Source organism: Agrobacterium sp. 16-2014-1-2a (assembly GCF_053522705.1).
This window is the reverse complement of record NZ_JBNWBX010000001.1, coordinates 271,658-286,419: the sequence shown is the minus strand read 5'-3', so window position 1 is coordinate 286,419 and position 14,762 is coordinate 271,658. Positions and strand designations below refer to the sequence as shown.

Annotated in this window: 14 protein-coding genes; 9 read left to right on the top strand and 5 right to left on the bottom strand. The window is 58.0% G+C overall.

All coding sequences use genetic code 11. The features are described 5' to 3' along the window. Nucleotides 1-91: 91 nt before the first annotated feature. Nucleotides 92-964 (top strand): ATP-binding protein, encoded by an 873-nt coding sequence (locus ACQZ45_RS01410; protein WP_113291739.1) that lies wholly within the window; start codon nucleotides 92-94, stop codon nucleotides 962-964. Nucleotides 965-1,268: 304 nt separating this feature from the next. Further along, nucleotides 1,269-2,459: a formaldehyde dehydrogenase, glutathione-independent gene (fdhA, locus tag ACQZ45_RS01405; protein ID WP_113291788.1), complete on the top strand. Its 1,191-nt coding sequence runs from the start codon at nucleotides 1,269-1,271 to the stop codon at nucleotides 2,457-2,459. A gap of 96 nt (nucleotides 2,460-2,555) precedes the next feature. Here fdhA and ACQZ45_RS01400 read toward each other — a convergent pair whose 3' ends face one another. Further along, the gene (locus tag ACQZ45_RS01400) at nucleotides 2,556-3,221 is read right to left on the bottom strand and encodes a TetR/AcrR family transcriptional regulator (RefSeq protein ID WP_113291740.1); all 666 of its coding nucleotides are present in this window, start codon (nucleotides 3,219-3,221) and stop codon (nucleotides 2,556-2,558) included. 111 nt (nucleotides 3,222-3,332) lie between these two features. Here ACQZ45_RS01400 and ACQZ45_RS01395 point away from each other — a divergent pair, with 111 nt between their 5' ends. Next, nucleotides 3,333-4,727: a cytochrome P450 gene (locus ACQZ45_RS01395; RefSeq protein WP_003515354.1), complete on the top strand. Its 1,395-nt coding sequence runs from the start codon at nucleotides 3,333-3,335 to the stop codon at nucleotides 4,725-4,727. 54 nt (nucleotides 4,728-4,781) lie between these two features. Here the strand turns inward: ACQZ45_RS01395 and ACQZ45_RS01390 are convergent, their stop codons facing one another. The 3 genes from ACQZ45_RS01390 to ACQZ45_RS01380 all read right to left on the bottom strand — a co-directional run bounded on the left by ACQZ45_RS01390 (nucleotide 4,782) and on the right by ACQZ45_RS01380 (nucleotide 6,881). Next, nucleotides 4,782-4,985, bottom strand: a complete 204-nt coding sequence (locus ACQZ45_RS01390; protein WP_003515356.1) for a DUF3126 family protein — start codon at nucleotides 4,983-4,985, stop codon at nucleotides 4,782-4,784. Between the two features lie 151 nt (nucleotides 4,986-5,136). Then, nucleotides 5,137-5,961, bottom strand: a complete 825-nt coding sequence (gene cysE / locus ACQZ45_RS01385; protein ID WP_003515358.1) for a serine O-acetyltransferase — start codon at nucleotides 5,959-5,961, stop codon at nucleotides 5,137-5,139. A 143-nt stretch (nucleotides 5,962-6,104) separates the two neighbouring features. After that, complete coding sequence (locus ACQZ45_RS01380) at nucleotides 6,105-6,881, bottom strand: alpha/beta fold hydrolase (RefSeq protein WP_025593509.1); 777 nt, start codon at nucleotides 6,879-6,881, stop codon at nucleotides 6,105-6,107. A gap of 170 nt (nucleotides 6,882-7,051) precedes the next feature. On the opposite strand from ACQZ45_RS01380, the gene ACQZ45_RS01375 reads away from it, so the two are divergent. Continuing rightward, a complete protein-coding gene (locus ACQZ45_RS01375; RefSeq protein ID WP_003495891.1) occupies nucleotides 7,052-7,297 on the top strand; it encodes a zinc-finger domain-containing protein in 246 nt (81 codons plus the stop codon). A gap of 29 nt (nucleotides 7,298-7,326) precedes the next feature. Next, nucleotides 7,327-8,496 carry an FAD-dependent monooxygenase gene (locus ACQZ45_RS01370; RefSeq protein ID WP_113291741.1) on the top strand — a complete coding sequence of 390 codons (1,170 nt, stop codon included), beginning with the start codon at nucleotides 7,327-7,329 and terminating at the stop codon, nucleotides 8,494-8,496. A 2-nt stretch (nucleotides 8,497-8,498) separates the two neighbouring features. Here the strand turns inward: ACQZ45_RS01370 and ACQZ45_RS01365 are convergent, their stop codons facing one another. Beyond that, the gene (locus ACQZ45_RS01365) at nucleotides 8,499-9,686 is read right to left on the bottom strand and encodes a cystathionine beta-lyase (RefSeq protein ID WP_025593514.1); all 1,188 of its coding nucleotides are present in this window, start codon (nucleotides 9,684-9,686) and stop codon (nucleotides 8,499-8,501) included. Between the two features lie 376 nt (nucleotides 9,687-10,062). Here ACQZ45_RS01365 and ACQZ45_RS01360 point away from each other — a divergent pair, with 376 nt between their 5' ends. From ACQZ45_RS01360 to ACQZ45_RS01345, 4 genes are all read left to right on the top strand, one after another. Further along, a complete protein-coding gene (locus ACQZ45_RS01360; protein WP_003515366.1) occupies nucleotides 10,063-11,085 on the top strand; it encodes an amino acid ABC transporter substrate-binding protein in 1,023 nt (340 codons plus the stop codon). A 107-nt stretch (nucleotides 11,086-11,192) separates the two neighbouring features. Next, entirely contained in the window at nucleotides 11,193-12,389 is a 1,197-nt protein-coding gene (locus ACQZ45_RS01355) for an amino acid ABC transporter permease (protein WP_003515368.1), read from the top strand. Nucleotides 12,390-12,392: 3 nt separating this feature from the next. Continuing rightward, a complete protein-coding gene (locus ACQZ45_RS01350; RefSeq protein WP_013636194.1) occupies nucleotides 12,393-13,550 on the top strand; it encodes an amino acid ABC transporter permease in 1,158 nt (385 codons plus the stop codon). 12 nt (nucleotides 13,551-13,562) lie between these two features. Next, on the top strand, nucleotides 13,563-14,336 hold the full coding sequence (locus ACQZ45_RS01345) for an amino acid ABC transporter ATP-binding protein (RefSeq protein WP_003515372.1): 774 nt from the start codon (nucleotides 13,563-13,565) through the stop codon (nucleotides 14,334-14,336). The last annotated feature ends 426 nt before the right edge of the window (nucleotides 14,337-14,762 follow it).

Genomic DNA, 14,762 nt, shown 5'->3' with positions numbered 1-14,762 from the left:
TCCGGACCTCTTAACCTTTATGGGCCTGAAACGCCATGCTAGGCCGGGTTGAAAACATCGTTATGAACATCGGATAAGCGGAAGAAACACCATGATTCGAGAAGAGACGGCCACCCTGCTTCTTGCCGAACTGCGCCGGCTTAACGTCGCCATGGAACGGTTGGCAGGCCCGGCACCTGCCGTGAACGACTGGAATGCGGCGGATTGCTTTGTCTGGACGCCGGTCAATTCCTTTCTGCAGCCGGTTTCACGTCCGAACCGCATTGCGCTTAAACTCATTCGCGGCGTCGATCATGTGCGCGATATCCTGCACGAGAACACACTGCGTTTTGCTGATGGTTTTCCCGCCAACAACGTGCTGCTCTGGGGCGCACGCGGCATGGGCAAATCCTCGTTGGTCAAGGCCGTTCACGAAGATGTGCGCGCCGCAAGCGGCGTTCCCTTGAAGCTGGTCGAGGTGCATCGCGAAGATATCCACACCCTGCCCGCCTTGCTAGATATATTGAAAGCTTCCGGCGAACGCGTCATCGTCTTCTGCGACGACCTCTCCTTCGATCACGACGACACGGCCTACAAGTCGCTGAAGGCAGCACTCGATGGCGGCATAGAGGGGCGTCCGGACAATGTGCTGTTCTATGCCACGTCCAACCGCCGTCATCTTCTGCCGCGCCACATGATGGAGAACGAGCAATCGACCGCCATCAACCCTTCGGAAGCTGTTGAGGAAAAGGTCTCGCTCTCGGACCGCTTCGGCCTGTGGCTCGGCTTCCACAAATGCGGCCAGGAAGACTATCTGACAATGATTGACAGCTATGCCGGACATTTCGATCTCGGCCTTGATCGCGAAACCCTGCATCACGAGGCGCTGGAATGGGCGACCACGCGCGGCGGCCGCTCCGGTCGCGTCGCCTGGCAATATATTCAGGATGCCGCCGGGCGCCTGAGAAAATCGATCGACAGATAACGCCACCGTGACATCTGGCGAGAGCCGGTGTCGTTGCGGCTATAGGCGTTGTCGTATTCCCGACCGCCACATCGCCCGCCAAATGGTTTGCTGCACATATCCGGCGTAATGCCGGGTATCTGCGGCGGGCGGTGATCAAGAGGCAGGCGACGTTTGTCCAGACGCGCCGATTGTTCTTCTTTCCATCCCCTCGCCGATTGAGATTCCACGCGAGCCGCATACGGGTCCGCGCATGAGTTTTGACGATATCCTGTCCGCGGAGGAGCGGGCCGGTATTGGTGTTCAACCCAAGGAGGAGATGGATATGAGCAAAAACAGAGGCGTCGTCTATTTGCGCCCCGGCCAGGTCGAGGTCCGCGACATCGATGATCCGAAGCTGGAGGCGCCGGATGGCCGCCGTATCGAGCACGGTGTCATTCTCAAGGTTATTTCCACGAATATCTGCGGTTCGGACCAGCATATGGTGCGCGGCCGCACCTCGGCGATGCCCGGCCTCGTCCTTGGCCATGAGATCACCGGCGAAGTCATTGAAAAAGGCGTCGACGTCGAGATGCTTGATATCGGCGATATCGTCTCGGTGCCGTTCAACGTCGCCTGCGGTCGCTGCCGCTGCTGCAAGTCGCAGGATACCGGTGTGTGCCTGACGGTGAACCCCGCCCGTGCCGGCGGCGCCTACGGTTATGTTGACATGGGCGGCTGGATCGGCGGACAGACCAGATACGTCACCATTCCCTATGCCGACTTCAACCTTCTGAAATTTCCCGACCGCGACAGGGCGATGTCCAAGATCCGCGACCTTACCATGCTCTCGGACATCCTGCCGACCGGCTTTCATGGCGCGGTCAAGGCCGGCGTCGGTGTCGGCTCCACGGTCTATGTCGCGGGCGCCGGTCCGGTCGGTCTGGCGGCTGCCGCGTCTGCCCGTATTCTCGGTGCCGCCGTCGTCATGATCGGTGATTTCAACAAGGATCGCCTTGCGCACGCCGCCAAGGTCGGCTTCGAGCCCGTCGATCTTTCCAAGGGTGACCGGTTGGGCGACATGATTGCCGAGATCGTCGGCACCAACGAGGTCGATAGCGCCATCGATGCCGTCGGTTTCGAAGCGCGTGGCCATTCGGGCGGCGAACAGCCGGCCATCGTTCTCAACCAGATGATGGAAATCACCCGTGCCGCCGGCTCGATCGGCATTCCCGGCCTTTACGTCACCGAAGACCCAGGTGCGGTCGATGCCGCAGCAAAACAGGGTAGCCTGTCGCTTCGCTTCGGTCTCGGTTGGGCCAAGGCACAATCTTTCCATACCGGCCAGACGCCGGTGCTGAAATACAATCGCCAGCTCATGCAGTCGATCCTGCACGACCGCCTGCCCATTGCCGACATCGTCAACGCCAAGATCATCGCACTCGACGACGCCGTACAGGGATATGAAAGCTTCGACCAGGGTGCCGCAACCAAGTTCGTGCTCGATCCGCACGGCGATCTGCTGAAGTCGGCCTGATAACGGCGGCTTAAGACCCGCGAGATGGGAAACGCCCGCGATAGATATTGTCGCGGGCGTTTTTGCCAGCATTCACATTGTCACCATCAGGTGAAATCATGGATCAACTTCAAGCATCGCCTCCAGCTCGGAGGTGGCCAATGGTGAGAAATAGGGTCGAAACAGGCTGGACACCTGCCGAAGTCCCCAGTCCAGTTGCTGCGGCCCGAATTCGGTGACCCCTTCCTGAAGGTTGAGATAAGCCGCCCAATAGGTCGAGACGATCCATAGATTGGTAAGAAGGGCCGCCCGCTCGGTTTCTGGAATCTCTGCAAGCCCTGCCCTCTCCATCCGGCTGACGATATCATCAACGGCAAATCGCATTGCCGCGCTTATGCCGCGAACCGGCTCCACCAGCGCAGGTGCGGAGGAAAGAAGGCCGACAAGATCACGAAACAGGAAGCGGTAGTTCCACACCAGCGAAAACCAGAGCCGCAGAAAGCCAGCATATGTCGATGCGGCAACTTCGTCCTCTTCGTCGATCTTTGCGACAACCGCCAGCGCGTCGGTCTCGAACAGGGCAAACAGCGCCAGCACCAATGCCTCCTTGGTGCGGAAATGATAATAAAGATTACCCTCGTTGATATTCACTGCCCTTGCGATCTCGGCTGTGGTTACGTGATCAGGCCCCCTCTCGTTAAATAGTTGGAGTGCGGCAGCGATTATTCTCTGTCGTGTGGGGGAAGGACGCCCCGTCGATCGTCCGGCCTCGCTTTTCTTCATTGATATCGGACCCCGCTATTGAAACCTAAGGTGCACACCTTAAATGAATAAAATAAGGTACACACCTTAACAAATAAATTTGAGTGTTCAACGCGAATAAAGGACCTGTCCATGCCCGGAACCGACCTTCGCACCCCGCTCCCGGATACATCCGCTGCGGCACCCGTATCGAAATTCGCCACAGCACGTTTGGCCCTCTCACTCATCCGCAATCCGCTGAACGCATTGCCACCGGAGATTTTCTACGAACCGGCGGTGTTTATCCGTGTCGGCGGTACGATGCGCGTCCATCTTGCCGATCCTGTCCTTATTCATGAGGCCCTCGTCAAGAACGCTCATCTGCTCGGCAAGGGTGAGGACGTGCGCCGCGCGCTTGGCCCCGCTCTCGGACAGGGCCTTCTGACCGCCGATGGCGATCACTGGAAATGGCAACGGCAATCCGTTGCCGCCGCCTTCCGGCACGAAAAACTGCTGGAACTGCTACCCGTCATGATCGAGGCGGCGGAGCGAACCGGCAGACGCTGGCGCGAATCTCCTTTCGGTGACATCGATATCGGCCATGAAATGATGCGGACCACCTTCGACATCATCGTTGAGACCATGATGTCCGGCGGCCACGGGATCGATATCGGGCGCGTGGAGCAAAGCATCACCGACTATCTGAAACCGACAGGCTGGACCTTCGCGCTCGCCATGCTGGGCGCACCGGAATGGCTCCCTCACCCCGGTCGGCGCAAGGCCCGGGCCGCTGTCGGTTATCTGCGCTCCAGCCTGTCGACGGTGATTGCGGACCGGCGGCAGAACCCCGTCGAGAGAAACGATCTGGTGTCCATGCTACTTCAGGCGAAGGACCCCGAGACGGGACGCATGATGAGCGACAAGGAAATCATCGACAATCTGCTCACCTTCATCACCGCCGGTCACGAAACGACTGCGCTCGGTCTGGCATGGACGTTCAATCTGCTGTCGCAACACAGCGACGTGGAGCGGAAAGTCGTTGAGGAAATCGCAGCCGTCACGGGTGGAAATCCCGTCGCCGCCGAGCACATCGCCCAACTGACCTATACCAGACAGGTATTTTCCGAGGCGATGCGGCTTTACCCACCTGCCCCGGTGGTCACCCGCACGGCGTTGCAGGATTTCAAGCTCGGCGACCATGATATTCCTGCCGGAACCGTTCTTTATGTGCCGATCTACGCTGTCCACCGGCACACGGCGCTATGGGACGAACCGGAACGTTTCGACCCTTCCCGCTTCGAGCCGGAAAAGACCAAGGCGCGTCACCGTTACGCCTACATGCCCTTCGGTGCAGGTCCGCGTGTCTGCATCGGCAATGCATTTGCGATGATGGAGGCCGTGTCGATCCTGGCGGTGCTGTTGCAGAACGTCCATCTCGAAAACAGATCGGCAAGTCCGGCGGAGCCACTGATGAGGGTGACGTTGCGGCCGCAAAGCCGCTTGATGATGCGTATCACCGACCGCAAAAACAAATCGCCCGCGGCGTGAACCACCGCGGGCGACTATTAATCCGGGAAAACACCCGTCACCGGGCAGTGACGATCAGAGATCGACGTCGAGGATTGCCATGGAGAAGTTGTACGAGCGGTCGCCGTCCTCGTCATCGATGTAGACAACGCCAAGGAACTCTTCGCCAAGATACACTTCGGCGGAATCGTCCTTACGGGGACGCGCCTTCACAACCATCTTTTCATTGAAGGTGCGCTTGAAATAGGCGTCGAGTTTTTTGATTTCGTCGGCTTTCACCACTATTCTCCTGTGCGGTTCGGGTTGCGCCGCTTTTGGCATGGGACAAAGGCGAAAGTAAAGTGAAAGCGGCACATCGCCAATGTCTTTCACAGGCCATGTCTTTCACGCGGAGCCTTCCACACGGACGATTGAGGAAATATCGGACCCGTCAGATATCGGCTCCGATGACCTGATCCATCAGGCGCGAGGGTTCGGAACACCCTGCCTCTCCCACCACCCGCGCCGGCACACCGGCAACGGTGGTCTTCGGCGGGACCGGCTTCAGCACCACAGAACCGGCGGCGATGCGCGAGCAACTGCCGATCTCGATATTACCGAGGATTTTCGCGCCCGCTCCGATCATCACGCCATTGGCGATCTTCGGATGACGGTCCGCCCCCTCCTTGCCGGTGCCGCCAAGCGTCACGCCATGCAGGATGGAAACGTTGTCGCCGATAACGGCCGTCTCGCCGACCACAAGCCCGGTGGCATGATCGAGGAAGATGCCCTTGCCGATGCGTGCTGCCGGATTGATATCCGTCTGGAAAATGCTGGACGAGCGGCTTTGCAGATAAAGCGCCAGATCCCTGCGGCCCTTTTGCAGCAGCCAATGGGCAAGGCGATGCGTCTGGATGGCCTGAAACCCCTTGAAATAAAGGAGCGGCTCCATGAAGCGCGTGCAGGCCGGATCGCGATCGTAAACCGCCTGGATATCGACGCGCAGCACGCTGCCCCATTCGGGCCAGTCATCCAGCATGTCCTGAAAGGTCTGGCGCAGAAGAACGGCCTGCATATCGGGATGATCGAGGAGTTCACAGATGCGATAAATCACGCATTCTTCCAGAGACCGGTGATTGAGGATTGTCGAATAAAGGAAAGCCGAAAGCAGCGGGTCCTGCGCCACGGCGCTTCGCGCTTCATGCAGCAGGCTGCCCCAGATCGGATCGACGATCGCCAGCTGTTCCGGCTGACGGGCCTCGGTACGTGCGACCATGAATGGTCTCCTCGTTTGCAGTAGTCGTTCTTTATACAGAAAAAGACGTGCATAAGAAATGGGATTCGAATGACGACTTTAAAGGCGGCAAGGCTTCAGTTTTTCTTCATGCAGCATGAAAAACCGTTTCTTGCCGCCACCCATCAAAGGCTGCGGTAAAATTCCAGAACCGCCGCCTTGAACACCCGGTCGCCAACGGCCAGCATGTGGTCACGGCCGGGAATGTCGATAGCGCGCGCATGCGGCATGATCGCCGCAAGTTCGGCACCCGATCCGGCGATATCGTCATTGGTTCCGACCGCGATCAGCGTCGGGGCATCGATCTTTGCGGCCTGTTCGCGGCTGACGAGGACACGCGACGTCTCGATACAGGCGGCGAGTGCCAGCCGGTCGCTTTTCGTCTGGTCGGCAAAGGCGCGGAACATACGGCCGCGCTCATGCGTGACGACATCGAGCGAGGGCGCTAGCAGCGCTTCGGCGATCGGATCCCAGTCGCCCACACCTTCCACCATGCCGATGCCAAGTCCGCCGAAAACCAGTGAGCGGACACGCTCCGGATGTGCCATCGCCAGAAAGGCCGAAATGCGTGCGCCCATGGAATAGCCCATCACATGAGCCTCCGCGATGCCGAGATGATTAAGCAGCGCCACCGCGTCGCCGGCCATGACGGGCGGATAATAGGCTTGCGGATCATGCGGCTTGTCGCTTGCGCCATGGCCGCGATTGTCGATGGCAATCACCCGGTAACCGGCGTCACCAAGCGTTTTCAGCCAGCCTGGATGCACCCAGTTGACGTTGGCGCTGGAGGCAAAGCCGTGAATCAACAGAACCGGATCGCCCGCCGGATCACCCTCATCGAAATAGGCAAGGCGAAGGCCGTCATGGGAAAAATCGGAAAATTGCGGCATGTTGAGATTCATCAAGGACATCCTTTTTGCCGGACCATATGGCAGGAAATCGCAATTTTGAACATGTTTTCCTGACGATTTTTATGGAGATGCAATGCGTTTGAGGCTACATATCCGCAGCAATAAGCCCATGCTCGATGACGACCTGCGGCTTAACCACGATATTGCATTTGGAGACGAACATGGCCGGGCATTCCATTCCCCACTTCCAGAACGATGGCGGACACAGCGTGATCGAGATCGGCGTCAAGGAATTCATGTGCACCGGCGCTTCGGTGCCTTTCGATCATCCCCACATCTTCATCGACATGGGCGACGACAACGAGAAGGTCTGTTCCTATTGCTCCACCCTTTACCGCTACAATCCGTCGCTGAAGGCCGAGCAGACCAATCCTCCAGGCTGCGTCTTCCATGTGAAGGCCGCCTGACCTTCCACCTTTCCTGATCGGGGCGCGACATGCCCATCAAATCCGTAGCCATCGTCGGTGCCGGCATCGCCGGTCTCACCGCAGCGCTTTCTTTTGCCCGCCAGGGCATCAGCTCTGACATCGTTGAACAAGCCGGCGAACTGACGGAAGTCGGTGCGGGCCTGCAAGTATCGCCCAATGCCGCCCGCATCCTTGCCGAACTCGGCGTGATGGCTGAGATAGAGGCGCGTTGGACCGAGCCGGTCAGTGTCGATCTGGCCGATGGCAAATCGCTTGCCACGTTGCTTTCCTTACCCGTGGGTGCGACGGCCCGCACACGCTGGGGCGCACCTTATGGCGTGCTGCATCGCTCGACGTTGCAAAACGCGCTTCTCAATGCGGTAACGCGCAATCCGCTCTGCCGCCTGCATCTTGGCAAACGTATCGAAAACGCGACGACAGACGTCATCGCTGCAACCACGTTCCGCGATCACGACCTGATCGTCGGCGCAGACGGTGTCTGGTCCGCGGCCCGTTTCGCTGTCCCCTCCGCCCCCACTGCCACCTTCTCCGGCAATATTGCCTGGCGCTTCACGGTCGTGGCAAAAGATGTGCCGTCAGCCATCAACAAAAGCGCCGTCACCGCCTATCTCGGTTCGGGTGGCCATATCGTCGCCTACCCGCTCAAGGAAGTCGGCGGCTTCAACATCGTCGCCATCGCACTCGGCGCCGATCCCGGCGCAACATGGCGGGCGGAATCGAGCGGCCAACAGAAAGCCATGCTGCTCGCGCAGTTTCGCGGCTGGAGCCCGGATATCGTTCGGCTGCTGGCATCGTCGGAAAATCCGACCTTCTGGCCGCTTTATCAGGCCGGTCCCGGACGCTGGCACAATGGTCGCGATACGGTGCTGATCGGCGACGCTGCCCACGCGATGATGCCCTTTGCCGCACAGGGGGCGGCGATGGCCATCGAGGATGCTTTTGAACTGGCGGGCACATTGACCGGAACATCCCTGACCGTACCACAGGCCCTTGCCGCCTTCGAAGCCCTGCGTCTGCCGCGCATAGAAAAGGCCCGCAAGCGGGCCTCTCTCAATCGTTTCGCCTATCACGCCACAGGCCCGGTTCGGCTTGCCCGGGACTTCGTCTTCTCGACACGTCCGAGGGAAGCCTTCCTGAAGGACTTCGACTGGCTATACGGCTACCGCGCCAAAGGCTGAGGTTAAACCGCGGCTGCCGCCGCAAACCCGGCCTCGAGATCCTTCTTGAGGTCGGCGATATCTTCAAGCCCTATCTGCAGACGGATGACCGGACCTTCCGACGGGCCTCTGGCAATCGTCCTATCGACAAGCGACACCGACACGGCAAGCGATTCGTATCCACCCCAGGAATAGCCGAGCCCGAAGAAGGTCAGCGCATTCAGGAATGCCGCCGCAGTCTGCTTGTATTTGCCCTCTTCGGCCTTCAGCACGAAGGAAAATACGCCGCTCGCGCCCTTGAAATCGCGCTTCCAGAGTTCATGCCCGGCAAAGCTCGGCAGGGCCGGATGCAGAACGCTCACGACGTCGTCGCGGCTTTCCAGCCAGGTGGCGATGTCGAGGGCGCTTTTCTGGTGGTGCGCAAGCCGAATGCCCATGGAGCGCATGCCGCGCAGTATCTGATAGGCGTCATCAGGCGTCACGCAGATGCCAAGATTGGTGTTCGCCTGATAAAGCGTCTTCCAGTGCTTTTCATTGGCGGAAATGAAGCCCATCAGGACATCGGAATGACCTGACGGATATTTGGTGGCGGCATGGATGGAAACATCGACACCGAAATCGAGTGGCTTGAAATAAAGCGGTGTCGCCCAGGTATTGTCCATCGTCACGACGCAATCGTGCCTGTGGGCGATCTCGGTGATCAGCCGAACGTCCTGAATCTCGAAGGTATTGGAACCCGGAGCTTCGAGATGCACCAGCTTGGTATTCGGGCGGATCAGCGCTTCGATACCCGCCCCGATCGCCGGGTCGTAATACTCCACCTCCACACCAAGCTTCTTCAGCATCGTGTTGCAGAAGCGGCGTGTGGGAAAATAAACCGAATCGACGATCAGCGCATGATCGCCAGCGCCAAGATAGGCGAGGAACGGCACGGTGATCGCCGCAAGGCCCGATGGCACGAGAATGGTTCCGAAAGAACCCTCCAGCTCGTTGACGAGATTGCATAGCGCATCGGTCGTCGGCGTGCCGTGGGTGCCATAGGTGTATTTCTGGTTTTCGGTCGAAAGCGTCTCGGCATCGGGGAAAAGCACGGTAGAACCGCGCACGATGGGCGGATTGACGAAACCGAAACAGTCGGCGGGATCGTTGCCGCCATGGGTCAGGCGCGTATTCATACCTGCGGTGGAAAGCAGGTCATTGGTCTTGGTCATTTCAGATCAGCTTTCGAAGGGATATTGACGCGAGCGACAATGCGGAGAGCCGGAGGCAAGGTCAAGTCCCGCAGAACATTCGTAGATGGGAGGATTGATCCACCCAGCAACAGCATACAAGAAGTATACAAAATTCGTGCAAGTGTATTTTTCCGCAAAAATATGCTTATATTTTCACCCTTTGCACACTTCCCGACCAAAATTTGGAAAATTCCGTTTTATAGGCACAATTATTGTCGGCATGTCTTGACCCCGCTGCCAATTACGATTGTGATAGAAAAAGCGGATCGAAAAGATCTGCTGAAGGGGGGAGCTGGGGCAAAAACAATATGCCGGTCCTCTTCCGATTGACGATAACAAACAAAGGTTGGGAAAAATGAAAAAGGCAATTCTGTCGGCCGTTATCGGCGCAGCAGTTTTGGGAGGAGCCTCGGTCGCTTCGGCTGCGACGCTTCAGGACGTGAAGTCGAAAGGTTTCGTCACCTGCGGCGTGAGCGCTGGCATTCCGGGATTTTCCAATCCCGATGACAAGGGCGAATGGTCCGGCATCGACGTGGACTATTGCCGCGGTATTGCCACTGCGGTTTTCGGCGATCCTACAAAGGCTAAATTTGTCGCTCTTTCGAGCAAGGACCGTTTTCCGGCTCTCCAGTCTGGCGAGGTCGACGTTCTGACCCGTAACACCACCTGGACGATCAGCCGCGACACATCGCTCGGCTTCAACTTCCGTACCGTCAACTATTATGACGGCCAGGGCTTCATCGCCAAGAAGGGCCTCAACGTGAAGTCCGCGCTTGAGCTTTCCGGCGCCGCTGTCTGCGTTCAGACCGGCACGACCACCGAGCTCAACCTTGCCGACTACTTCAAGACCAACAACCTGCAGTACAACCCGGTTGTTTTCGAAAAGGAATCCGATGCGACTTCGGCTTATGATTCCGGCCGTTGCGACGTTTACACCACCGACCAGTCCGGTCTGTACGCTATCCGTCTCAAGCTGAAGAACCCCGACGACAACATCGTTCTGCCTGAAGTGATCTCCAAGGAGCCGCTTGGACCGGCCGTTCGCCAGGGCGACGACCAGTGGTTCGACATCGTGACGTGGGTTCACTACGCAATGGTCAACGCCGAAGAGCTGGGCATCACGTCGAAAAACGTCGACGAGCAGAAGAACAGCGCCAACCCTGATATCAAGCGTCTGCTTGGCACTGAAGAAGGCACCAAGATCGGTACCGATCTCGGCGTGACGAACGACTGGGCCTACAACATCGTCAAGAAGGTCGGCAACTACGGCGAAGTCTTCGACCGTAACGTTGGCGCCGGCTCGCCGCTGAAGATCGAGCGTGGCCAGAACGCGCTTTGGACCAAGGGCGGCCTGCAATACGCACCGCCGGTTCGTTGATCGGCACTATCGTTGGCTAAGGACTGAAGGGAGGCTGGGCAATGCCCGGCCTCCACTTGAAATTATAGAATAAGCTCGCAAAGAGCATATAAAAGGGAAAGGTGCCTATGGCAGGCAACGCGGTCAGTTCGCAACGATCGCGCGCGCAAAGCGCGTCGTCACTCATTTACGATCCACGCATACGCGGAATTTTTTATCAGGTTCTGACAGTCGTCATCCTGACCGCCTTCGTCTGGATCATCGTGACGAATACGATCACAAATCTTCAACGGTCAAACATTTCGTCCGGCTTCGGCTTCCTCAATGGAAGAGCCGGCTTCGATATCGGCCAGTCGCTGATCGCTTACACCAGCGATGCGACCTATGGCCGGGCATTGCTCGTTGGTATTCTCAACACAATTCAGGTCGCATTTTTCGGCATCATCGCCGCGTCGATCATCGGTTTCATCGTCGGTATCGCCCGGCTGTCCAACAACTGGCTAATCTCGAAGCTGGCGCAGGCCTATGTGGAAATCTTCCGCAACATCCCGCCCCTGCTCGTCATCTTCTTCTGGTACAAGGGCGTCATCTCCGTTCTGCCGCAGGCCCGCGATTCGCTGCAGCTTCCACTTGGAACCTACCTCAACAATCGCGGCTTCTTCTTTCCAAAGCCTCTCTGGGGCGAAGGGACGTGGCTGATACCGCTCGCTTTCGTGGTCGCCATCGTCATCAGCGTCTTCATTTATCGCTGGGCGAAGGCCAGGCAGGAAAGAACCGGTGAGCAGTTCCGCACCGGCATCACCGCAACACTTCTCATCATCGGCCTTCCGGCTGCGACATTCCTCGCGCTTGGCTCACCCCTGACATTCGATTACCCGATTGCCGGGCGGTTCAACCTTGCGGGCGGTTCGGTCGTCGCACCTGAATTCATGTCGCTGTTTCTGGCGCTCTCCTTCTACACTGCTTCCTTTATCGCCGAGATCGTTCGCGGCGGCATCAAGGCCGTGGCAAAAGGGCAGACCGAGGCAGCGGAGGCATTGGGTCTTCGCGCCAGCACGACGACACGTCTGATCGTCGTTCCTCAGGCGATGCGCATCATCATCCCGCCGCTGACAAGCCAGTATCTCAACCTGACCAAGAACTCATCGCTTGCGGTCGCGGTCGGTTTCGCCGACATCGTCTCCGTTGGCGGCACGATCCTGAACCAGACGGGACAGGCGGTCGAAGTTGTCGCTATCTGGCTCGTTCTCTATCTCTCGCTGTCCATTCTCACGGCCGTGGTCATGAACTGGTTGAACGCGAAAATGGCCCTGGTGGAGAGATAATAGATGACGATCAGCAATCACGCGTTCGTGCGCCACACCATTGAAGAAGCCAAACCCGCGCCTTCAAGCGCGGTCGGTATCAGCCATTGGCTGCGCACTAAACTTTTCGCCACGCCGAAGGACACCGTCCTTACGGTTCTTGCCATCGCGTTCCTCGCCTATCTTTTGCCACCAATCTTCAAGTGGCTGTTCGTAGACGCGGTATGGACCGGTACGGATCGCATCGCCTGCCTCACCGCCTCCCAGGGCGGTGCGCTGGCCGATGGCCAGTCCGGCGCATGCTGGGCCTTCGTTTCGGCGAAGTTCGGCCAGATCATGTTCGGCCGTTACCCGATCGATGAACGCTGGCGTCCTATCCTTGTGATGGTCATGTTCACCATCCTCCTGGTGCCAATGCTCATTCCGAAAGCGCCGTTCAAGCGGCTCAATGCGCTGGCGCTTTTCATCATCCTGCCAGTCATTGCGTTTTTCCTCCTCATCGGCGGCGTCTTCGGCCTGCCGGTGGTGGAAACGCAGCTCTGGGGCGGCCTGATGGTCACCCTGATCCTGTCTTTCTTCGGAATTGCAGTGTCCCTGCCCTTCGGCATTCTTCTGGCGCTTGGCCGCCGGTCGAACCTGCCGGTAATAAAAATGCTGTGCGTGCTTTTCATCGAAGTTATCAGAGGTATTCCTCTGATCACCGTCCTGTTCTTCGCCAGCATCATGCTGCCGCTGTTCCTTCCCGACGGCTGGACCTTCGACAAGTTCCTGCGCGCTCTGGTCGGCGTGTCGCTCTTCTCGTCCGCCTATATGGCGGAGGTGATCCGTGGCGGCTTGCAGGCCATCCCGAAGGGGCAATATGAAGGGGCAGACTCGCTCGGCCTGAACTATTGGCAGAAAACCCGGCTGATCGTGCTGCCGCAGGCGCTGAAGCTCGTCATTCCGGGCATCGTCAACACCTTCATCGGTCTTTTCAAGGACACGTCGCTGGTCTCGATCATCGGCATGTTCGACCTGCTTGGCATTGTCACACTCAACCAATCGGATGCGAACTGGGCGACACCCGTTACGGCAATGACGGGCTATATTTTCGCCGGGTTCATATTCTGGATATTCTGCTTCGGCATGTCGCGTTATTCGCTGTTCATGGAACGGCACCTCGACACCGGGCATAAACGATAAGGGACGCTCAAAATGGCAGAAACCCAAACAAAAAAACTGGCCGTTTCGACAACGGACGTGGCAATCGAACTCGTCGGCATGAACAAGTGGTATGGCGACTTCCACGTCCTGCGCGACATCAACCTGAAGGTGATGAAGGGCGAGCGTATCGTCATCGCCGGCCCTTCGGGATCGGGCAAATCGACCATGATCCGCTGCATCAACCGGCTGGAAGAACATCAGTCGGGCACGATCAACGTCGACGGTATCGAACTCACCAACGATCTGAAGAAGATCGATGAGGTGCGTCGTGAAGTCGGCATGGTGTTCCAGCACTTCAACCTCTTCCCTCACCTGACAATCCTTGAGAACTGCACACTGGCGCCGATCTGGGTTCGCAAGATGCCCAAAAAGGAAGCCGAAGAAGTGGCGATGCACTATCTGAAGCGCGTCAAGATCCCCGAACAGGCGCATAAATACCCTGGCCAGCTCTCCGGCGGTCAGCAGCAGCGCGTGGCAATCGCCCGCTCGCTGTGCATGAAGCCGAAGATCATGCTGTTTGACGAGCCGACCTCGGCGCTTGACCCGGAAATGGTCAAGGAAGTGCTTGATACCATGGTCAGCCTCGCCGAAGACGGCATGACGATGCTGTGCGTGACCCACGAAATGGGCTTTGCCCGCCAGGTCGCAAACCGCGTCATCTTCATGGACCAGGGCCAGATCGTCGAACAGAATTCGCCTGCCGAATTCTTCGACAATCCCCAGCACGAGCGCACGAGGCTGTTCCTCAGCCAGATCCTGCACTGAAACGCTGCAATCAGCTAACATCATGGAACGGGGCGATTTCGGCCCCGTTTTCATTTGACGACAGCCTCTCCACGCTCGACCTCATCCATTGGCTTGTCCTAAGGATCTAAGTCAACAAAATCGAGCGGTTGCAGATCTCGGGAAAACCCCAAGGGTGACGCCGGAATGTTTGGCAAGGTTCGCCATTCATTTTGATGGCTTCTTTCGCACCAGAAGCCCCGTTGAGTGAATCACCGGCCCCTGCAAATCGTCGTTTAACATCGTTCTTCATCCGCGAGAAGCACTGAAACTGCCAAGCCGACCTCGGTTTAACCATTTGTTACGAAACGGAAATCCTTGTTTTCCAGGGGTTCTGACAGCCAATGTCATTTTTTTGTCAAATCATGCATTTTTCCGCTTGCGGACCACGGGGAGCCTGACTATAAG

Coding starts and splice junctions, on each gene's coding strand:
- ACQZ45_RS01410 (WP_113291739.1), top strand. CDS start 92: ATGATTCGAGAAGAGACGGCCACCCTGCTTCTTGCCGAACTGCGCCGG.
- fdhA (WP_113291788.1), top strand. CDS start 1,269: ATGAGCAAAAACAGAGGCGTCGTCTATTTGCGCCCCGGCCAGGTCGAG.
- ACQZ45_RS01400 (WP_113291740.1), bottom strand. CDS start 3,221: ATGAAGAAAAGCGAGGCCGGACGATCGACGGGGCGTCCTTCCCCCACA.
- ACQZ45_RS01395 (WP_003515354.1), top strand. CDS start 3,333: ATGCCCGGAACCGACCTTCGCACCCCGCTCCCGGATACATCCGCTGCG.
- cysE (WP_003515358.1), bottom strand. CDS start 5,961: ATGGTCGCACGTACCGAGGCCCGTCAGCCGGAACAGCTGGCGATCGTC.
- ACQZ45_RS01380 (WP_025593509.1), bottom strand. CDS start 6,881: ATGAATCTCAACATGCCGCAATTTTCCGATTTTTCCCATGACGGCCTT.
- ACQZ45_RS01375 (WP_003495891.1), top strand. CDS start 7,052: ATGGCCGGGCATTCCATTCCCCACTTCCAGAACGATGGCGGACACAGC.
- ACQZ45_RS01370 (WP_113291741.1), top strand. CDS start 7,327: ATGCCCATCAAATCCGTAGCCATCGTCGGTGCCGGCATCGCCGGTCTC.
- ACQZ45_RS01365 (WP_025593514.1), bottom strand. CDS start 9,686: ATGACCAAGACCAATGACCTGCTTTCCACCGCAGGTATGAATACGCGC.
- ACQZ45_RS01360 (WP_003515366.1), top strand. CDS start 10,063: ATGAAAAAGGCAATTCTGTCGGCCGTTATCGGCGCAGCAGTTTTGGGA.
- ACQZ45_RS01355 (WP_003515368.1), top strand. CDS start 11,193: ATGGCAGGCAACGCGGTCAGTTCGCAACGATCGCGCGCGCAAAGCGCG.
- ACQZ45_RS01350 (WP_013636194.1), top strand. CDS start 12,393: ATGACGATCAGCAATCACGCGTTCGTGCGCCACACCATTGAAGAAGCC.
- ACQZ45_RS01345 (WP_003515372.1), top strand. CDS start 13,563: ATGGCAGAAACCCAAACAAAAAAACTGGCCGTTTCGACAACGGACGTG.